The following is a 13,463-nucleotide window of genomic DNA, read 5'->3' as shown; positions in this document are numbered from 1 at the left end:
CTCAATCCTAGGCGGCGACTGCACTAGCATGGGGTGCCATGAGCAGCGAGAAGTCCGTCGAGAGGGCCAAGGCCGATCGGAACCGGTCGGCGAAGGAGCGCTCGCCGCACGACGAGCAGCACAACCCGGCGTGGTTCAAGCCGGTGATGTTCGGCTTCATGATCGTCGGCTTCCTCTGGGTCATCGTCTACTACGTCTCGGGCACGACGCTGCCCATCGCGCAGCTCGGCTCCTGGAACATCGTGATCGGCTTCGGCGTGATGTTCATCGGCTTCATCATGACGACGCGCTGGAAGTAGTCGAATCACACTGGTGTAGTTCTCCCCAGCTGTGGAGAGAGCTGTGGAGAACGACCTCAGAGGATCGAGGCGAGCCGCAGCGCGAACAGCGCCGCGAGCACGACCGCGATCCCGCCGATGACGAGCCACGCGGCCTTCGCCGCCTGATCGCCGCGCAGCCGCTCGTGCACGGCGCCGATCCCGAAGCCGAGCGCGAGCCCGATGACGAGCCCGCCGACGTGCGCCGCCCACGAGACGTTGCTGATCACGAACGTCAGCACGAGGTTGATGGCGACGATGATGAGGATGCTCGGCTGCACCCGCCCCACCATGCGCTGCATGCCGATGACCATGCCGAAGAGTGCGTAGATGGCTCCCGACGCGCCCACGACCGCCGAGAGCGGCGTCAGCCACGAGATCGCGACCGCGGCGCCCGCCGCGCTCACGACGTAGGCGGCGAGGAAGGGCAGCCTGCCGATGCGCTGCTCGATCGAGGGGCCGATGAGCCACAGGATGAGCATGTTGAAGCCGAGGTGCAGCACGCCCGCGTGCACGAGCGCGTAGCTGACGAAGCGCCACGGCTCGATGAGCGAGTACGGCAGGAAGAACAGCAGCGACGCCGCGATGTCGCCCGGCAGCAGCTGCAGCGCGCCGAGCAGCACCGTGACGACGAGGATCGACATCGTCACGGGTGCCGGCTGCGCGAACCAGCGGCGCGCGCGCCGGCCGACGGCGCTGCGCGGCGCACCGCTCGCCGCTCGCACCTGCCGCTGCAGGGTGCGCTGCTCGGCGGCGAGCTCGCGCACGCACTCCGGGCAGCGCACACCGACGGGCGACGGCTGCTGGCACTCGCCGCACACCGTGCGCCCGCATCGCTGGCACAGCACCCAGCTCGCGCGGTCGGGGTGCCGGTAGCAGCGGTCGGCGGGCGCTGGGGATGACACCTCGGCTCAGGCCTCGGCGATCTCGATCGTCTCGATCACGACGTCCTCGAGCGGGCGGTCGCGGCCGTCGGTGGCGACGGCCTGGATCGCGTCGACGACGCCGCGCGACGCCTCGTCCTCGACGAGCCCGAAGATCGTGTGCTTGCCCTGCAGCCACGGCGTCGCGACGGTCGTGATGAAGAACTGCGAGCCGTTCGTGCCGCGGCCCGCGATCTTGCCGGCGTTGGCCATCGCGAGCACGTAGGGCGCGTTGAAGTCGAGGTCGGGGTGGATCTCGTCGTCGAACTGGTAGCCGGGGCCGCCGACGCCCTGGCCGAGCGGGTCGCCGCCCTGGATCATGAAGTCGGGGATGATGCGGTGGAAGACGACGCCGTCGTAGAGCGGGTCGGTCGAGGTCTTGCCGGTGCCGGGGTGCGTCCACTCGCGCTTGCCCGTGGCGAGCTCGACGAAGTTCTGCACGGTCTTGGGGGCGTGGTCGCCGAGGAGGTTGACCTTGATCTCGCCGAGGTTCGTGCGGATGGTCGCGACAGCGGTGTGATGAGCCATGCCCCGATCCTCCCACAGCGCGCTTGGCGACAGCCGCGCACGAGCGCCTGGTTCGGCGAGAGCGAAACCCTCGGAGCGTGGGTGACGCGTCCAGGAAAACCTGCAAGGATGACGCGCAGGCTCCACGACGGAAGGACAGACATGTCGCTCGAACTGACGCGCAAGCGCGCGAAGCAGGTCAAGAAGCTCCGCAAGCAGGCCGACAAGCTCATGGCCGAGCAGCGCGCGGTGAACCACCACGCGGCTGCGCTCGCCCGCGAGGCTCGCGAGCAGGCGCGCGCCTACAGCGCCGAGACGCTGCGCCCCGCCGCCGAGCGCGTCGTGCACCGCGGCAAGGAGGCCGGCATCGACAGGCTCTCGAAGGCCGCCCGCGGCTGGAACTCGAGTGTCGTGCCCGCGCTCGCGACGGGCCTCGGCTCGGTCGCCGCACTCGCGTCCATCGGCAAGGACGAGCGCGTGCAGAGCGCGATCGACAACGTCCGCCGCTACGCGACGGTCCCCGACCTCGCCCCGTCGACGCCGGCGAAGTCGGGCCCGAACGCCTGGCAGTGGATCCTCATCGGCGTCGGCTCGGTCGCCGTCGTGAGCGCCGCCTACGCCGCGTGGCAGACCCTGCGCGCCGACGACGACCTGTGGATCCCCGACGCCGAGGACACCGCCGTCGACGCGCCCGCGCGCCCGTTCGACCAGCCGTCCGGCGGGATCGCCGACGGCCCCGAGGCCGGCGCCCCCCAGGCCTGAGCCGTCTGAGCCGCGAGCGAAGGGCCCCCGTCCGCGGGGGCCCTTCGTCGTGCGCGCATCAGGCCTCGGTCGTGCCGGTCAGGACAGCGCGGCGCCGATCGCGACGAGGATGCCGCCGAGCACGAGCATGCCGGCCGCGAGCATGAACGAGCGGATGCGTCGCTCGGGCTCGCGACCCTGGCGCATGGTGCGCACGGAGTCGATGCCGCTGATGACGCACGAGACGACCATGAGGCCGATGCCGAGGACGATGAGGGGATGCATGGGTCAGCGGAGCGGCGAGCCGTGGTCGTCGATGTGCCGGATCGCCCAGTCGACCGCGTGCACGTGGCGCAGGGCCGGCACGTCCGCGAGCCGGTGCCACGCGACGTCGTCGGTCGTGCCGTCGACCTCGACCGCGAGCTCGCCGCCGGTGATCTCGGCGCGGTAGAGGATGCGCAGGGCCTGCATCTCGTCGCCGCGCGCGGTCGTGGGGAGCACCGCGGAGTCGACGCCGAGCAGGCTCGTGAGCCGCACGTCGTAGCCGGTCTCCTCGCGCACCTCGCGGACGGCGCCGTCCGCGGGATGCTCGCCGGGCTCGACACCGCCTCCCGGCAGCGTCCACCCGGCCATGTCGCCCTCGTTCCAGTGCGGCAGCAAGATCTCGCGCTCGTCGCCCTCGCCCCTCGTGATCAGGGCGTAGGCGGCCACTCGCATGCGCATCCGGTCATCCTACGGCTACGGCTACGGCTGCGGCTGCTGCTGGGCCGCGACGACGGCTTGTGCGCGCTCGCGCCAGCGGGCGATCGCCGGCCGATGCGCCGCCAGCGCGACTTGCGCCAGGTCGTCGAGCATGGCCTCGATCCGCCGCGGCACCTGCAACGACCCGCGGCCGTAGTGCAGCGGCTCCGCCAGCGCGAGGTCGATGAGCTGCTCCACGCGCTGAGGCCGATGCACGAGCCGCACGACCCCGCCGCTCCGGACGAGCGCGGGCAGATCGGCCCGCGTCACCGCTCGGCGGAGGATCCGGTGGACCTCGTCGAGCACCTGCACCGCCGTCGCCGGGTCGTTGATCCCCGGCGAGAGCGCACGGTCCGCGATGTCGATGAGCTTGCGCACGCCGAGGGCCGGATCCTGGCCCGGGATGCGATCCTGCTCGACCACGACGAGACCTCGCAGCGCGTCGAGCGCGTCCTCGCCGAGCGCTCCGAGCCCGGGCTCGTGCCAGATCCGCAGCACCGGTCGGCCCTCGGCCGCGAAGTCACCCACCGGGAGCAGCACCTCGATCACGGCATCGAGGTCGACGGCGCGAGCGACGAGCTCGCGGTGATCCACCTCCACGATCGCCCCGTGCTGCCGCGCCTCGACCGTGCGCGCCTCGAGCGAGCCCTCGGGCTGCCAGGAGTCGCGCGCCGGCAGGGCGCGCAGGCCGGTCGGCTCCGGGTAGTAGCCGTCGACGACGTCGACCGTCGCGCTGCCCAGGTGCGACACGATCGACGAGACCTGGATCGACCGGGTGATGTGGTGGATGAACGCGAGGAACATGCCAACGCTCGCGAGCACCAGCACGAAGCCGAGCGTGACGGACACCTGTGGCACGAACGCGCCGCCGTCGCCGGACTCGCCCCGCACCGAGCGCAACACCGTCAGCGCGTAGGTGAAGCTCGCGGCGAAGATGCCGAGGGTCGCTTGCGTGACCCGGTTCGAGAGGAAGTCGCCCAGCACTCGAGGGCTGTACTGGCTGCTCGCCAGCTGCACCACGACCATCGTGATCGAGAAGACGAGCCCGGTCACCGAGATCATCGCACCCGCGATGGTGCCGAGCATGTCCCTCGCGCCGCTGGGGCCGCCGGGGAAGACGTAGGGGAGCTCATCGCCCACGAGCCGGTCGAGCTCGGGCACGAGGTAGCCGGCGAGCACCGACGCCACCACGATCGCCATCGGCAGCACCCAGAACGGACGCCACGCGCGCTGCCACGCGCTGCTCGACCGAGTCCTCGGCAGCGCGCTGACGTCGGCCGGTCCGACATCGGCGCCGCCGTGCATCATGCTCCGGTCGGGGCCTGCGGAGGGCCGCTCGCACCGCCGTCCGGCCGCGCCTCGGCACCCCGCCAGTGCTCGTCCGGCCGGTGCTCGTCGGCCGGCGCGAGCGTCGGGTCGACGGACTGCGTCGGGACGAGCTCGCCGACGCCCTCCCCCGGCGCGGTCTGCTCGACCGTGAGCTGGAAGTCGTCGCCGTGCTCCGTGACGCCCGCGACGATCGCCTGCTCGACCGCCGCGACGGCATACCGGCGCCGTACGACCATGGGATCGAGCGCGAGGTCCTTCGCGAGCGCCGCCGCGAGCCCGATCATCACGACGACGAACGGCAGGGCGGCGACGACCGTGACCTGCTGGAGGCCCGTGAGGGCATCCTCACCGCCCAGCAGCAGCATGATCGCCGCGACGGCACCCGTCGCGACGCCCCAGAAGATGACGGTCGCGCGCGAGGGCTGCAGCGAGCCGCGGTGCGAGAGCGTGCCCATGACGATCGATGCGGCATCGGCGCCCGAGATGAAGAAGATCGCCACGAGCACCATGACGACGATCGACGAGATCTGCGCGAGCGGCAGCTCCGCGAGCGCCTGGAACAGCGTCGACTCCGGCGTGCCGCTGCTGCCGAGGTCGGTGCCGCCGAGCTCGAGGTCGATGCCGAGCCCGCCGAAGATCGCGAACCAGACGAGCGAGACGAGCGTGGGCGCGACGAGCACCCCGGTGACGAACTGGCGGATCGTGCGGCCGCGCGAGATGCGCGCGATGAACATGCCCACGAACGGCGTCCAGCTGACCCACCATGCCCAGTAGAAGATCGTCCAGCCCGAGAGCCAGGCCGCGACCTCCTCGCCGCCGGCCGCCTCGGTGCGCGCCGACATGACCGCGAGCTGCTCGGCGTAGCCGCCGATCGTGGTCGGCAGCAGGTTGAGGATGAAGACGGTGGGCCCGACGACGAACACGAAGAGCGCGAGGATCCCCGCGAGCACCATGTTGGTGTTCGAGAGCCACTTGATGCCGCGGGAGATGCCCGAGACGGCGGAGAGGACGAAGGCGAGCGTCAGCACCGCGATCACGGCGATGAGCAGCCCGTTGCCCACTTCGCCGAGTCCCGCGACGACCTCGATCCCCGAGCCGATCTGGAGCGCGCCGAGGCCGAGCGACGTCGCCGAGCCGAAGAGCGTCGCGAAGATCGCGAAGACGTCGATCGCGCGACCGATGGGACCCTCGACGGTGCGGGAGCCGAGGAGGCTCGTGAAGGCCGCGGAGACCGTGAGCGCGCGGCGCTTCCGGAAGACGCTGTAGGCGAGCGCGAGCCCGACGACGGAGTAGATGGCCCACGGGTGCAGCGACCAGTGGAACATCGTCGTGGCCATGGCGGTGCGCACGGCTTGGGCCTCATCGCCGCCGCCGGTGCCGGGAGGGGGCGCCACGAGGTGGCTCACCGGCTCGGTGACGCCGAAGAAGACGAGGCCGATGCCCATCCCGGCGGAGAACATCATCGCGATCCAGGAGACGGTGCTGAACTCCGGCTCCTCGCCGTCATCCCCGAGCGGGATGCGCCCGAAGCGGCTCGCGGCGATCCAGATCACGAAGATGACGAATCCGGAGGCGGCGAGCGCGAAGAGCCAACCGGTGCTCCCGACCACCCAGTCGAGGCCGGCGGACGACGCCGTCGCGAGCGACTCGGTGCCGACGGCGCCCCAGATCACGAACGCGAGGGCGACCGCCGCGGCGACGCCGAACACGACGCGGTCGATCGGCCGGCGCTCGGGGCCGCCGCCGGCTCGCGGCGGCACGTCGAGCGCGGGATGCAGCGGCTTCCGGCGGGGCTGCCAAGGGCGCCTCCCGGAACCTTCTCCGACCGTCTCGGGCTCGCCCATCCGTCCTCCAGTGCTCGAGGTCGACGCGCGGGACGCGCGTCCGTGACGCCGCAACGCTAGTCCCACCCGCTGGGTGCGAAGTGAGGGCCGCGGGTCAGCGAGGGCGAGCGCGCCCGCGCATCCTGCTCTCGACGGAATCGCGCAGCGGGGCACCGAGGAAGAGCCCGAGCGAGGCGCCCGATGCGAGCGCGAGGCCGACCGCGCCGGCGCCGATGAGCGTCGCGACCCCGAGCACGAGGCTCGCGGCCGAGCCGTCGGACTCGACGAGCTGCAGCAGCCCCCGGAAGACCGCGTAGCCCGGCACGAGCGGCACGATCGCGGCGGTCGTCACCGCGATGGACGGCACGTGCAGGCGGTGCCCGATGATGATGCCGACGAGGCTCGCGACGAGCGCGCCGACCCCGCTCGCCACCGGCGCGCCCGCTCCGGCCCCCGAGCCGATCGTGAAGCCGATCCAGGCGAGCCCGCCGAGCACGGCGCTCACGAGCGTCGTGCGGAGGCGGGCGCCGTTCATGATCGCGACCGAGACCGCGATGATGACCGCGCCGGTCAACTGCAGCGGCAGCGAGCCGAGCGCTGGCGCCTCGCTCGTGACGGCGAAGCCCAGCCCGAGCGTGCGGGCGAGCGAGAGCCCGCCGAGGATGCCGATCACGACCCCGAGGGTCGAGAGCACGAGGTCGAGGATGCGTCCCCCCGCGGTGAGCGAGAAGCCGTCGATCGCGTCCTGGGCGGCCCCGACGACCGAGAGCCCCGCGAGCATGAGCACGATGCCGGCGGCGATGATGATCGAGGGCCGCACGTCGGCGAGCAGCGGCACCCCGAGCCTCGCGAGCGCGCTCGTCGCGGTCGCGGCGGCCGTGACGACGAGCGCGCCGACGATCTGCGAGAAGAAGAACGGCACGCGCAGCCTCGCCATGCCGCGCTGCGCGACCGCCGCCGCGCACGACGCGAGGAAGGCGATGAGCCCGATGATCCACGAGGCGCCGAAGAGCACGGTGACGCCGACCGCGAGCATCCCCTGCGCGAGCACGACGAACGTCGGCCGGTAGAGGAAGGGCGTGCGGCGGATGGCGTCGAAGCGGGCGCGCGCGTGCTCGAGGTCGAGCCCGCCCTCGATCTCGACGACGAGCGCCTGCAGCCGCTGGAGCTTCGCGTGGTCCGGCACGGGCGCCCGCACGACCCGGATGAGGGTGATGGGCAGGTCGTCGTGGCCCCGGTGGTACGAGACGCCGATCGAGTTGTACGTCACGTCGACGTGCACGGGGCGGATGCCGAGCGCGGCGGCGACGCGCGTCGTCGCGAGCGTCACGTCGTTCGCCGAGGCGCCGACCGTCAGGAGCGCCTCGGCGATGCGCATCGCGAGGTCGATGACCTTCCGCGCGTGCACCTCGTCGATCGTGAGGAGCGCCTCCGTCATCGCCCGCGAGGCGGGGTCGGTGCGGATCGCGCGCGCGATGCGCTGCCGCCAGTCCTGCCGTCCGTCCATCCCTCCCATCCTCCCATCCGCCGGGAGGCCGGCGGGGATGCCGGGAGCTGCTCAGGCCTCGCGCCAAGCGTCGCTCTCGAGGCGCGAGTTCGGCGAGGGCGACGGCCGTCGCGCGGCCGATGCCGGAGCCGGTGACGATCGCGGTGCGCGCGGAGTCCGAGGCGAGCACGCTCCTCGCGCGCGGGTCTCGGGGACCAGTGGTGGAGCCTGGGAGAATCGAACTCCCGACATCCTGCTTGCAAAGCAGGCGCTCTACCAACTGAGCTAAGGCCCCGTGGCCGGCGGGCCGGCCGTGGGAGTTGTGCGTGGTGGGGCTACCTGGACTCGAACCAGGGACCTCTTCGTTATCAGCGAAGCGCTCTAACCGCCTGAGCTATAGCCCCGAGCACAATCATCGATGCTACCACGCGCGCCGGTGTGCTCGGGACCACGGCGCGCGCTCGGCCTACTGGTTGGCGAAGCCGACCTGCAGGCCGCCCGTCAGCCGCACCGAGAGGTTGTAGAGCACGGCGATGACCGCGCCGAGCACCGTGATGACGACGAAGTTCAGCACCGCGACGAGCAGCGTGAACATCATCACCTGCGGCAGCGACAGCAGCGACGTGATCGCGAACTCGGGATCGGCGAGGATGTCGCGCATCACCTCGTCGACCTTGCCGAACAGCCCGACGACCTGGAGCAGGCTCCACATCACGAAGACCACGACGACCTGGACGATGCCGAGCACGAGCCCGAGCACCGCCGAGACCTTCATGGCCGACCAGAAGTCGATGTGCACGAGGCGCAGTCTCACCTGCTTGCTCGAGCCGCTGCGCCGAGGCGTCTTGCTCTGCAGCTTCTCGGCGATGCTCATTCGTCGGTCTCCTCGGTGGGCTCGTCGTCGGTCGAATCGGCGTCGGCCGAGTCCGTGGCGTCCACGATAGCGTCCTCCGCCTCCGCGATCGCGACCTGGGCGACGCCGGTCTGCGCATCCTGCGCGGGCGACGTGGCCGGCTGGTTCGCGGCGTCCTCGACCTCCTCCTCCACGTTGCGCGCGATCGAGATCACGAGGTCGGTCGTCGACTTCTCGGCGAACTGCACGCCCATCGTCGTGCGGCCGGTCGCGCGCACCTCGTCGACGCTCGAGCGGATGACCTTGCCGGAGCTGCGGATGAGCAGCAGCTCGTCGCCGTCGTGCACGATCGTCGCGCCGACGAGCGCGCCGCGGTCGTGGTCGCCCGACGAGAAGGTGAGCACGCCCTGCGTGCCGCGGCCCTTCGACGGGTAGTCGGCCACCGGGGTCTTCTTGCCGAAGCCCTGCTCCGTCACGACGAAGACGTAGCCGTCGTCGCCGATGACCATCGCCGCGAGCGCCTCGTCGCCGTCCTTGAGCCGGATGCCCCGCACGCCGCCCGTCGCGCGGCCCATGGGCCGCAGCGCCTCGTCGGTCGCGGCGAAGCGCGCCGCCCGGCCCTGCTTGCTGATGACGAGGATCTCGTCGTCGGAGTTCGCGAGCATCGCGGAGATGACGCGGTCGTCCTCGGCGAGGTTGATCGCGATGATGCCGCCGGAGCGGTTCGTGTCGAACAGCTCGAGCCGCGTCTTCTTCACCTGGCCCTGCTGCGTCGCGAGCACGAGGTAGTCGGCCTGGTCGTAGCGGCGCAGCTGCAGCACGGTCTGCACGCGCTCGTCGGGCTGGAAGGCGAGCAGGTTCGCGACGTGCTGGCCCTTCGCGTCGCGGCCCGCCTCGGCGATCTCGTACGCCTTCATCCGGTAGACGCGGCCGAAGTTCGTGAAGAACAGCAGCCAGTCGTGCGTCGACGTGACGCCGAAGTGCTCGACGATGTCGTCGCTGCGCAGCTGCGCGCCGCGCACGCCCTTGCCGCCGCGGTGCTGCGCGCGGTACTGGTCGATGCGCGTGCGCTTGATGTAGCCGCCGGTCGTGAGGCTCATCACGACCTGCTCCTCGGGGATGAGGTCCTCCATCGAGACGTCGCCGCCGTAGCCGTGCATGATCTCGGTGCGGCGGTCGTCGCCGTGCCGGTCGACGATCTCGCGGAGCTCGTCGACGATGATCTGCCGCTGCCGCGTCACGCTCGCGATGATCTCCTTGTAGTCGGCGATGCGCACGGTGAGCTCCTCCGCCTCGTCGTGCACCTTCTGCCGCTCGAGCGCCGCGAGCCGCCGCAGCTGCATCTCGAGGATCGCGCTCGCCTGCTCCTCGTCGATGTCGAGCAGCTCCATGAGCCCGTCGCGAGCAGCCTCGGTCGTCGAGGAGCGACGGATGAGCGCGATCACCTCGTCGAGCGCGTCGAGGGCCTTGAGGTAGGCCTCGAGGATGTGCATGCGCTTCTCGGCCTTGGCGAGGCGGAACTGCGTGCGGCGGACGATGACCTCGACCTGGTGGTCGGCCCAGTGCGTGATGAAGCCGTCGAGCGAGAGCGTGCGCGGCACGCCGTCGACGATCGCGAGCATGTTCGCGCCGAAGTTCTCCTGCAGCTGCGTCTGCTTGTAGAGGTTGTTGAGCACGACCTTCGCGACCGCGTCGCGCTTGAGCGTGATGACGAGGCGCTGGCCCGTGCGGCCCGAGGTCTGGTCCTCGATGTTCGCGATGCCCTGCAGCTTGCCGTCCTTCACGAGGTCGGCGATGCGCACCGCGAGCCGGTCGGGGTTCACCTGGTAGGGCAGCTCGGTGATGACGAGGGCCGTGCGGCCCTGGATCTCCTCGACCGTGACGACCGCCCGCATCGTGATCGAGCCGCGGCCCGTGCGGTACGCCTCCTCGATGCCCTTCGTGCCGAGGATCTGCGCCCCGGTCGGGAAGTCGGGGCCCTTGATGCGCTCCGTGAGCGCCGTGAGCAGCTCCTCCTTCGACGCCTCCGGGTGCTCGAGGTGCCAGATCGCGCCGTCGGCGACCTCGCGGAGGTTGTGCGGCGGGATGTTCGTGGCCATGCCGACCGCGATGCCGACCGAGCCGTTGACGAGCAGGTTGGGGAACCGCGCGGGCAGCACCGACGGCTCCTGGGTGCGGCCGTCGTAGTTGTCCTGGAAGTCGACGGTGTCCTCGTCGATGTCGCGCACCATCTCGAGCGCGAGGTGCGACATCTTCGTCTCGGTGTACCGCGGGGCCGCCGCCTCGTCGTCGCCGGCCGAGCCGAAGTTGCCCTGCCCGAGTGCGAGCGGGTAGCGCAGGCTCCACGGCTGCACGAGGCGCACGAGGGTGTCGTAGATCGCCGTGTCGCCGTGCGGGTGGTACTGCCCCATGACGTCGCCGACGACGCGCGAGCACTTCGAGAAGGCCTTGTCGGGCCGGTAGCCGCCGTCGTACATCGCGTAGATCACGCGGCGGTGCACGGGCTTGAGGCCGTCGCGCACCTCCGGCAGCGCTCGCCCGACGATGACGCTCATCGCGTAGTCGAGGTACGAGCGCTGCATCTCGAGCTGCAGGTCGACCTGCTCGATCGCGCCGTGGTTGGGGGCGTCGCGGTCGAAGGGCTCCGCAGGGGTGGTCTCGTCAGTCATCGTCTCTCAACCTCAGATGTCCAGGAAGCGCACGTCGCGCGCGTTCTTCTGGATGAAGGATCGGCGGGCCTCGACGTCCTCGCCCATGAGGGTCGAGAAGATCGCGTCGGCCACGGCGGCGTCGTCGAGCGTCACCTGCTTGAGCGTGCGGGTCTCGGGATCCATCGTCGTCTCCCACAGCTCGCTGTAGTTCATCTCGCCGAGGCCCTTGTAGCGCTGCACGCCGTTGTCCTTCGGCATGCGCTTCCCGCTCGCCTGGCCCTCGGCGATGAGCGCGTCGCGCTCCCGGTCGCTGTACGCGTATTCGTGGTCGGCGTTCGTCCACTTGATCTTGTACAGCGGCGGGGCCGCGAGGTAGACGTAGCCCATGTCGATGAGCGGGCGCATGTAGCGGAACAGCAGCGTGAGCAGCAGGGTCGTGATGTGCTGCCCGTCGACGTCGGCATCGGCCATGAGCACGATCTTGTGGTACCTCGCCCTCGACGGGTCGAAGTCCTCGCCGAGGCCCGCGCCGAACGCGGTGATCATCGACTGGATCTCGGCGTTGCCGAGCGCCCGGTCGAGCCGCGCCTTCTCGACGTTGAGCACCTTGCCTCGCAGCGGCAGGATCGCCTGCGTGTAGGGGTTGCGCCCCTGCACCGCGGAGCCGCCGGCGGAGTTGCCCTCGACGAGGAAGATCTCCGAGATCGCCGGGTCCTTCGACTGGCAGTCCTTGAGCTTGCCGGGCATGCCGCCCGACTCGAGCAGGCCCTTGCGACGCGTCTGCTCGCGCGCCTTGCGCGCGGCGATGCGGGCGGTCGCGGCACCGATCGCCTTGCGCACGATCTCCTTCGCCATCGCCGGGTTCGACTCGAACCAGTGGCCGAGCTCCTCACCCGTGACGCGCTGCACGAACGACTTCGCCTCGGTGTTGCCGAGCTTCGTCTTCGTCTGGCCCTCGAACTGCGGCTCGCCGAGCTTGACCGAGACGATCGCCGTGAGCCCCTCGCGCACGTCGTCGCCGGAGAGGTTCTCGTCCTTCTCCTTCAGCAGGTTGGTCTGCCGGGCGTACTTGTTGACGAGCGTCGTGAGCGCCGCGCGGAAGCCCTCCTCGTGCGTGCCGCCCTCGTGCGTGTTGATCGTGTTGGCGTAGGTGTAGACGCCCTCCTGGTAGGAGGTCGTCCACTGCATCGCGATCTCGACCGAGATGCGGCGCTCGGTGTCCTCCGACTCGAAGTCGATGATCTCGGGGTGCACTGCCTCGGCCTTCTTCGACTCGTTGAGGTAGGCGACGTAGTCCTTGAGGCCCTGCTCGTAGAGGTACTCGTCGGAGCGCTGCCGCGGCTCGGCGCCCTCCTCGTCGGCGTCGGGCTCGATGAGCGCCTCGGGGCGCCGGTCCTCGATCGCGATGCGGAGCCCCTTGTTGAGGAACGCCATCTGCTGGAAGCGCTTCGCGAGCGTCTCGTAGTCGAACTCGACCGTCTCGAAGATCTCGGGGCTCGGCCAGAAGGTGAGCGTCGTGCCGGTCTCGTCGGTCGCCTCGCCGGAGACGAGCGGGCCCTCGGGCTCGCCGACGCGGAACGACTGCCGGTGCACTCGGCCCTGGCGCTTGATCTCGACCTCGAGGCGCGACGAGAGCGCGTTGACGACCGAGGAGCCGACGCCGTGCAGGCCGCCGGAGACGGCGTAGCCCCCGCCGCCGAACTTGCCGCCCGCGTGGAGCACGGTGAGCACGACCTCGACGGTCGACTTCGAGGGGTCGGACGAGTGGGGGTCGACGGGGATGCCGCGGCCGTTGTCGGTGACGCGCACGCCGCCGTCGGGCAGGATCACGACGTCGATGCTGTCGCAGTAGCCGGCGAGCGCCTCGTCGACCGCGTTGTCGACGATCTCGTAGACGAGGTGGTGCAGGCCGCGGGGCCCGGTCGAGCCGATGTACATGCCCGGGCGCTTGCGCACCGCCTCGAGTCCCTCGAGGATCTGGATCTGATCGGCGCCGTAGTCGCCCTGGGTGGGAGGCTGCGACGGCTTCGCCGTCTGGTCGTCGGGCTGCGTCTCGTGCTCGTTCGCCATGCTTCTCCCGGTGCGTCTCGCG

The 13,463-nt window shown here is 70.8% G+C and carries 12 protein-coding genes and 2 tRNA genes; 2 read left to right on the top strand and 12 right to left on the bottom strand.

All coding sequences use genetic code 11. From position 1 onward, the window contains the following. Positions 1 to 38: 38 nt before the first annotated feature. Complete coding sequence (locus L332_RS22835; protein ID WP_021010622.1) at positions 39 to 299, top strand: cell division protein CrgA; 261 nt, start codon at positions 39 to 41, stop codon at positions 297 to 299. 56 nt (positions 300 to 355) lie between these two features. On the opposite strand, the gene L332_RS0115290 is transcribed toward L332_RS22835, so the two are convergent. Further along, positions 356 to 1,222 carry a rhomboid family intramembrane serine protease gene (locus tag L332_RS0115290; protein WP_021010621.1) on the bottom strand — a complete coding sequence of 289 codons (867 nt, stop codon included), beginning with the start codon at positions 1,220 to 1,222 and terminating at the stop codon, positions 356 to 358. 6 nt (positions 1,223 to 1,228) lie between these two features. Continuing rightward, the gene (locus L332_RS22830) at positions 1,229 to 1,768 is read right to left on the bottom strand and encodes a peptidylprolyl isomerase (RefSeq protein ID WP_021010620.1); all 540 of its coding nucleotides are present in this window, start codon (positions 1,766 to 1,768) and stop codon (positions 1,229 to 1,231) included. A gap of 141 nt (positions 1,769 to 1,909) precedes the next feature. Between L332_RS22830 and L332_RS22825 the strand changes: the two genes are divergently transcribed. Beyond that, positions 1,910 to 2,509 carry a hypothetical protein gene (locus L332_RS22825; protein ID WP_021010619.1) on the top strand — a complete coding sequence of 200 codons (600 nt, stop codon included), beginning with the start codon at positions 1,910 to 1,912 and terminating at the stop codon, positions 2,507 to 2,509. Positions 2,510 to 2,587: 78 nt separating this feature from the next. On the opposite strand, the gene L332_RS22820 is transcribed toward L332_RS22825, so the two are convergent. From L332_RS22820 to gyrB, 10 genes are all read right to left on the bottom strand, one after another. Further along, positions 2,588 to 2,773: a hypothetical protein gene (locus L332_RS22820; RefSeq protein WP_021010618.1), complete on the bottom strand. Its 186-nt coding sequence runs from the start codon at positions 2,771 to 2,773 to the stop codon at positions 2,588 to 2,590. 3 nt (positions 2,774 to 2,776) lie between these two features. Then, the gene (locus L332_RS22815; protein WP_021010617.1) at positions 2,777 to 3,211 is read right to left on the bottom strand and encodes an NUDIX hydrolase; all 435 of its coding nucleotides are present in this window, start codon (positions 3,209 to 3,211) and stop codon (positions 2,777 to 2,779) included. Between the two features lie 21 nt (positions 3,212 to 3,232). Next, the gene (locus L332_RS22810; protein ID WP_021065001.1) at positions 3,233 to 4,534 is read right to left on the bottom strand and encodes a DUF2254 domain-containing protein; all 1,302 of its coding nucleotides are present in this window, start codon (positions 4,532 to 4,534) and stop codon (positions 3,233 to 3,235) included. Further along, positions 4,534 to 6,318 (bottom strand): BCCT family transporter, encoded by a 1,785-nt coding sequence (locus L332_RS22805; RefSeq protein WP_021065000.1) that lies wholly within the window; start codon positions 6,316 to 6,318, stop codon positions 4,534 to 4,536. Before L332_RS22805 ends, L332_RS22810 begins: the two co-directional genes overlap by 1 nt. A 178-nt stretch (positions 6,319 to 6,496) precedes the next feature. After that, entirely contained in the window at positions 6,497 to 7,888 is a 1,392-nt protein-coding gene (locus L332_RS22800) for a threonine/serine exporter family protein (protein WP_021010614.1), read from the bottom strand. 198 nt (positions 7,889 to 8,086) lie between these two features. Beyond that, positions 8,087 to 8,162: transfer RNA gene (locus tag L332_RS22795), tRNA-Ala, on the bottom strand. 32 nt (positions 8,163 to 8,194) lie between these two features. Next, positions 8,195 to 8,271, bottom strand: a tRNA-Ile gene (locus L332_RS22790). Between the two features lie 62 nt (positions 8,272 to 8,333). Then, a complete protein-coding gene (locus tag L332_RS22785; RefSeq protein ID WP_021010613.1) occupies positions 8,334 to 8,741 on the bottom strand; it encodes a DUF3566 domain-containing protein in 408 nt (135 codons plus the stop codon). After that, a complete protein-coding gene (gene gyrA / locus L332_RS22780) occupies positions 8,738 to 11,389 on the bottom strand; it encodes a DNA gyrase subunit A (protein WP_021010612.1) in 2,652 nt (883 codons plus the stop codon). The genes L332_RS22785 and gyrA overlap by 4 nt, the downstream gene beginning before the upstream one ends. A 12-nt stretch (positions 11,390 to 11,401) precedes the next feature. Next, positions 11,402 to 13,441 (bottom strand): DNA topoisomerase (ATP-hydrolyzing) subunit B, encoded by a 2,040-nt coding sequence (gyrB, locus tag L332_RS22775; RefSeq protein WP_021010611.1) that lies wholly within the window; start codon positions 13,439 to 13,441, stop codon positions 11,402 to 11,404. Between the last annotated feature and the right edge of the window lie 22 nt (positions 13,442 to 13,463).

Source organism: Agrococcus pavilionensis RW1, from assembly GCF_000400485.1.
Taxonomy (GTDB): domain Bacteria; phylum Actinomycetota; class Actinomycetes; order Actinomycetales; family Microbacteriaceae; genus Agrococcus; species Agrococcus pavilionensis.
This window is presented reverse-complemented; position numbering and strand designations above follow the sequence as displayed.

Coding starts and splice junctions, on each gene's coding strand:
- L332_RS22835 (WP_021010622.1), top strand. CDS start 39: ATGAGCAGCGAGAAGTCCGTCGAGAGGGCCAAGGCCGATCGGAACCGG.
- L332_RS22830 (WP_021010620.1), bottom strand. CDS start 1,768: ATGGCTCATCACACCGCTGTCGCGACCATCCGCACGAACCTCGGCGAG.
- L332_RS22825 (WP_021010619.1), top strand. CDS start 1,910: ATGTCGCTCGAACTGACGCGCAAGCGCGCGAAGCAGGTCAAGAAGCTC.
- L332_RS22820 (WP_021010618.1), bottom strand. CDS start 2,773: ATGCATCCCCTCATCGTCCTCGGCATCGGCCTCATGGTCGTCTCGTGC.
- L332_RS22815 (WP_021010617.1), bottom strand. CDS start 3,211: ATGCGCATGCGAGTGGCCGCCTACGCCCTGATCACGAGGGGCGAGGGC.
- L332_RS22810 (WP_021065001.1), bottom strand. CDS start 4,534: ATGCACGGCGGCGCCGATGTCGGACCGGCCGACGTCAGCGCGCTGCCG.
- L332_RS22800 (WP_021010614.1), bottom strand. CDS start 7,888: ATGGACGGACGGCAGGACTGGCGGCAGCGCATCGCGCGCGCGATCCGC.
- L332_RS22785 (WP_021010613.1), bottom strand. CDS start 8,741: ATGAGCATCGCCGAGAAGCTGCAGAGCAAGACGCCTCGGCGCAGCGGC.
- gyrA (WP_021010612.1), bottom strand. CDS start 11,389: ATGACTGACGAGACCACCCCTGCGGAGCCCTTCGACCGCGACGCCCCC.
- gyrB (WP_021010611.1), bottom strand. CDS start 13,441: ATGGCGAACGAGCACGAGACGCAGCCCGACGACCAGACGGCGAAGCCG.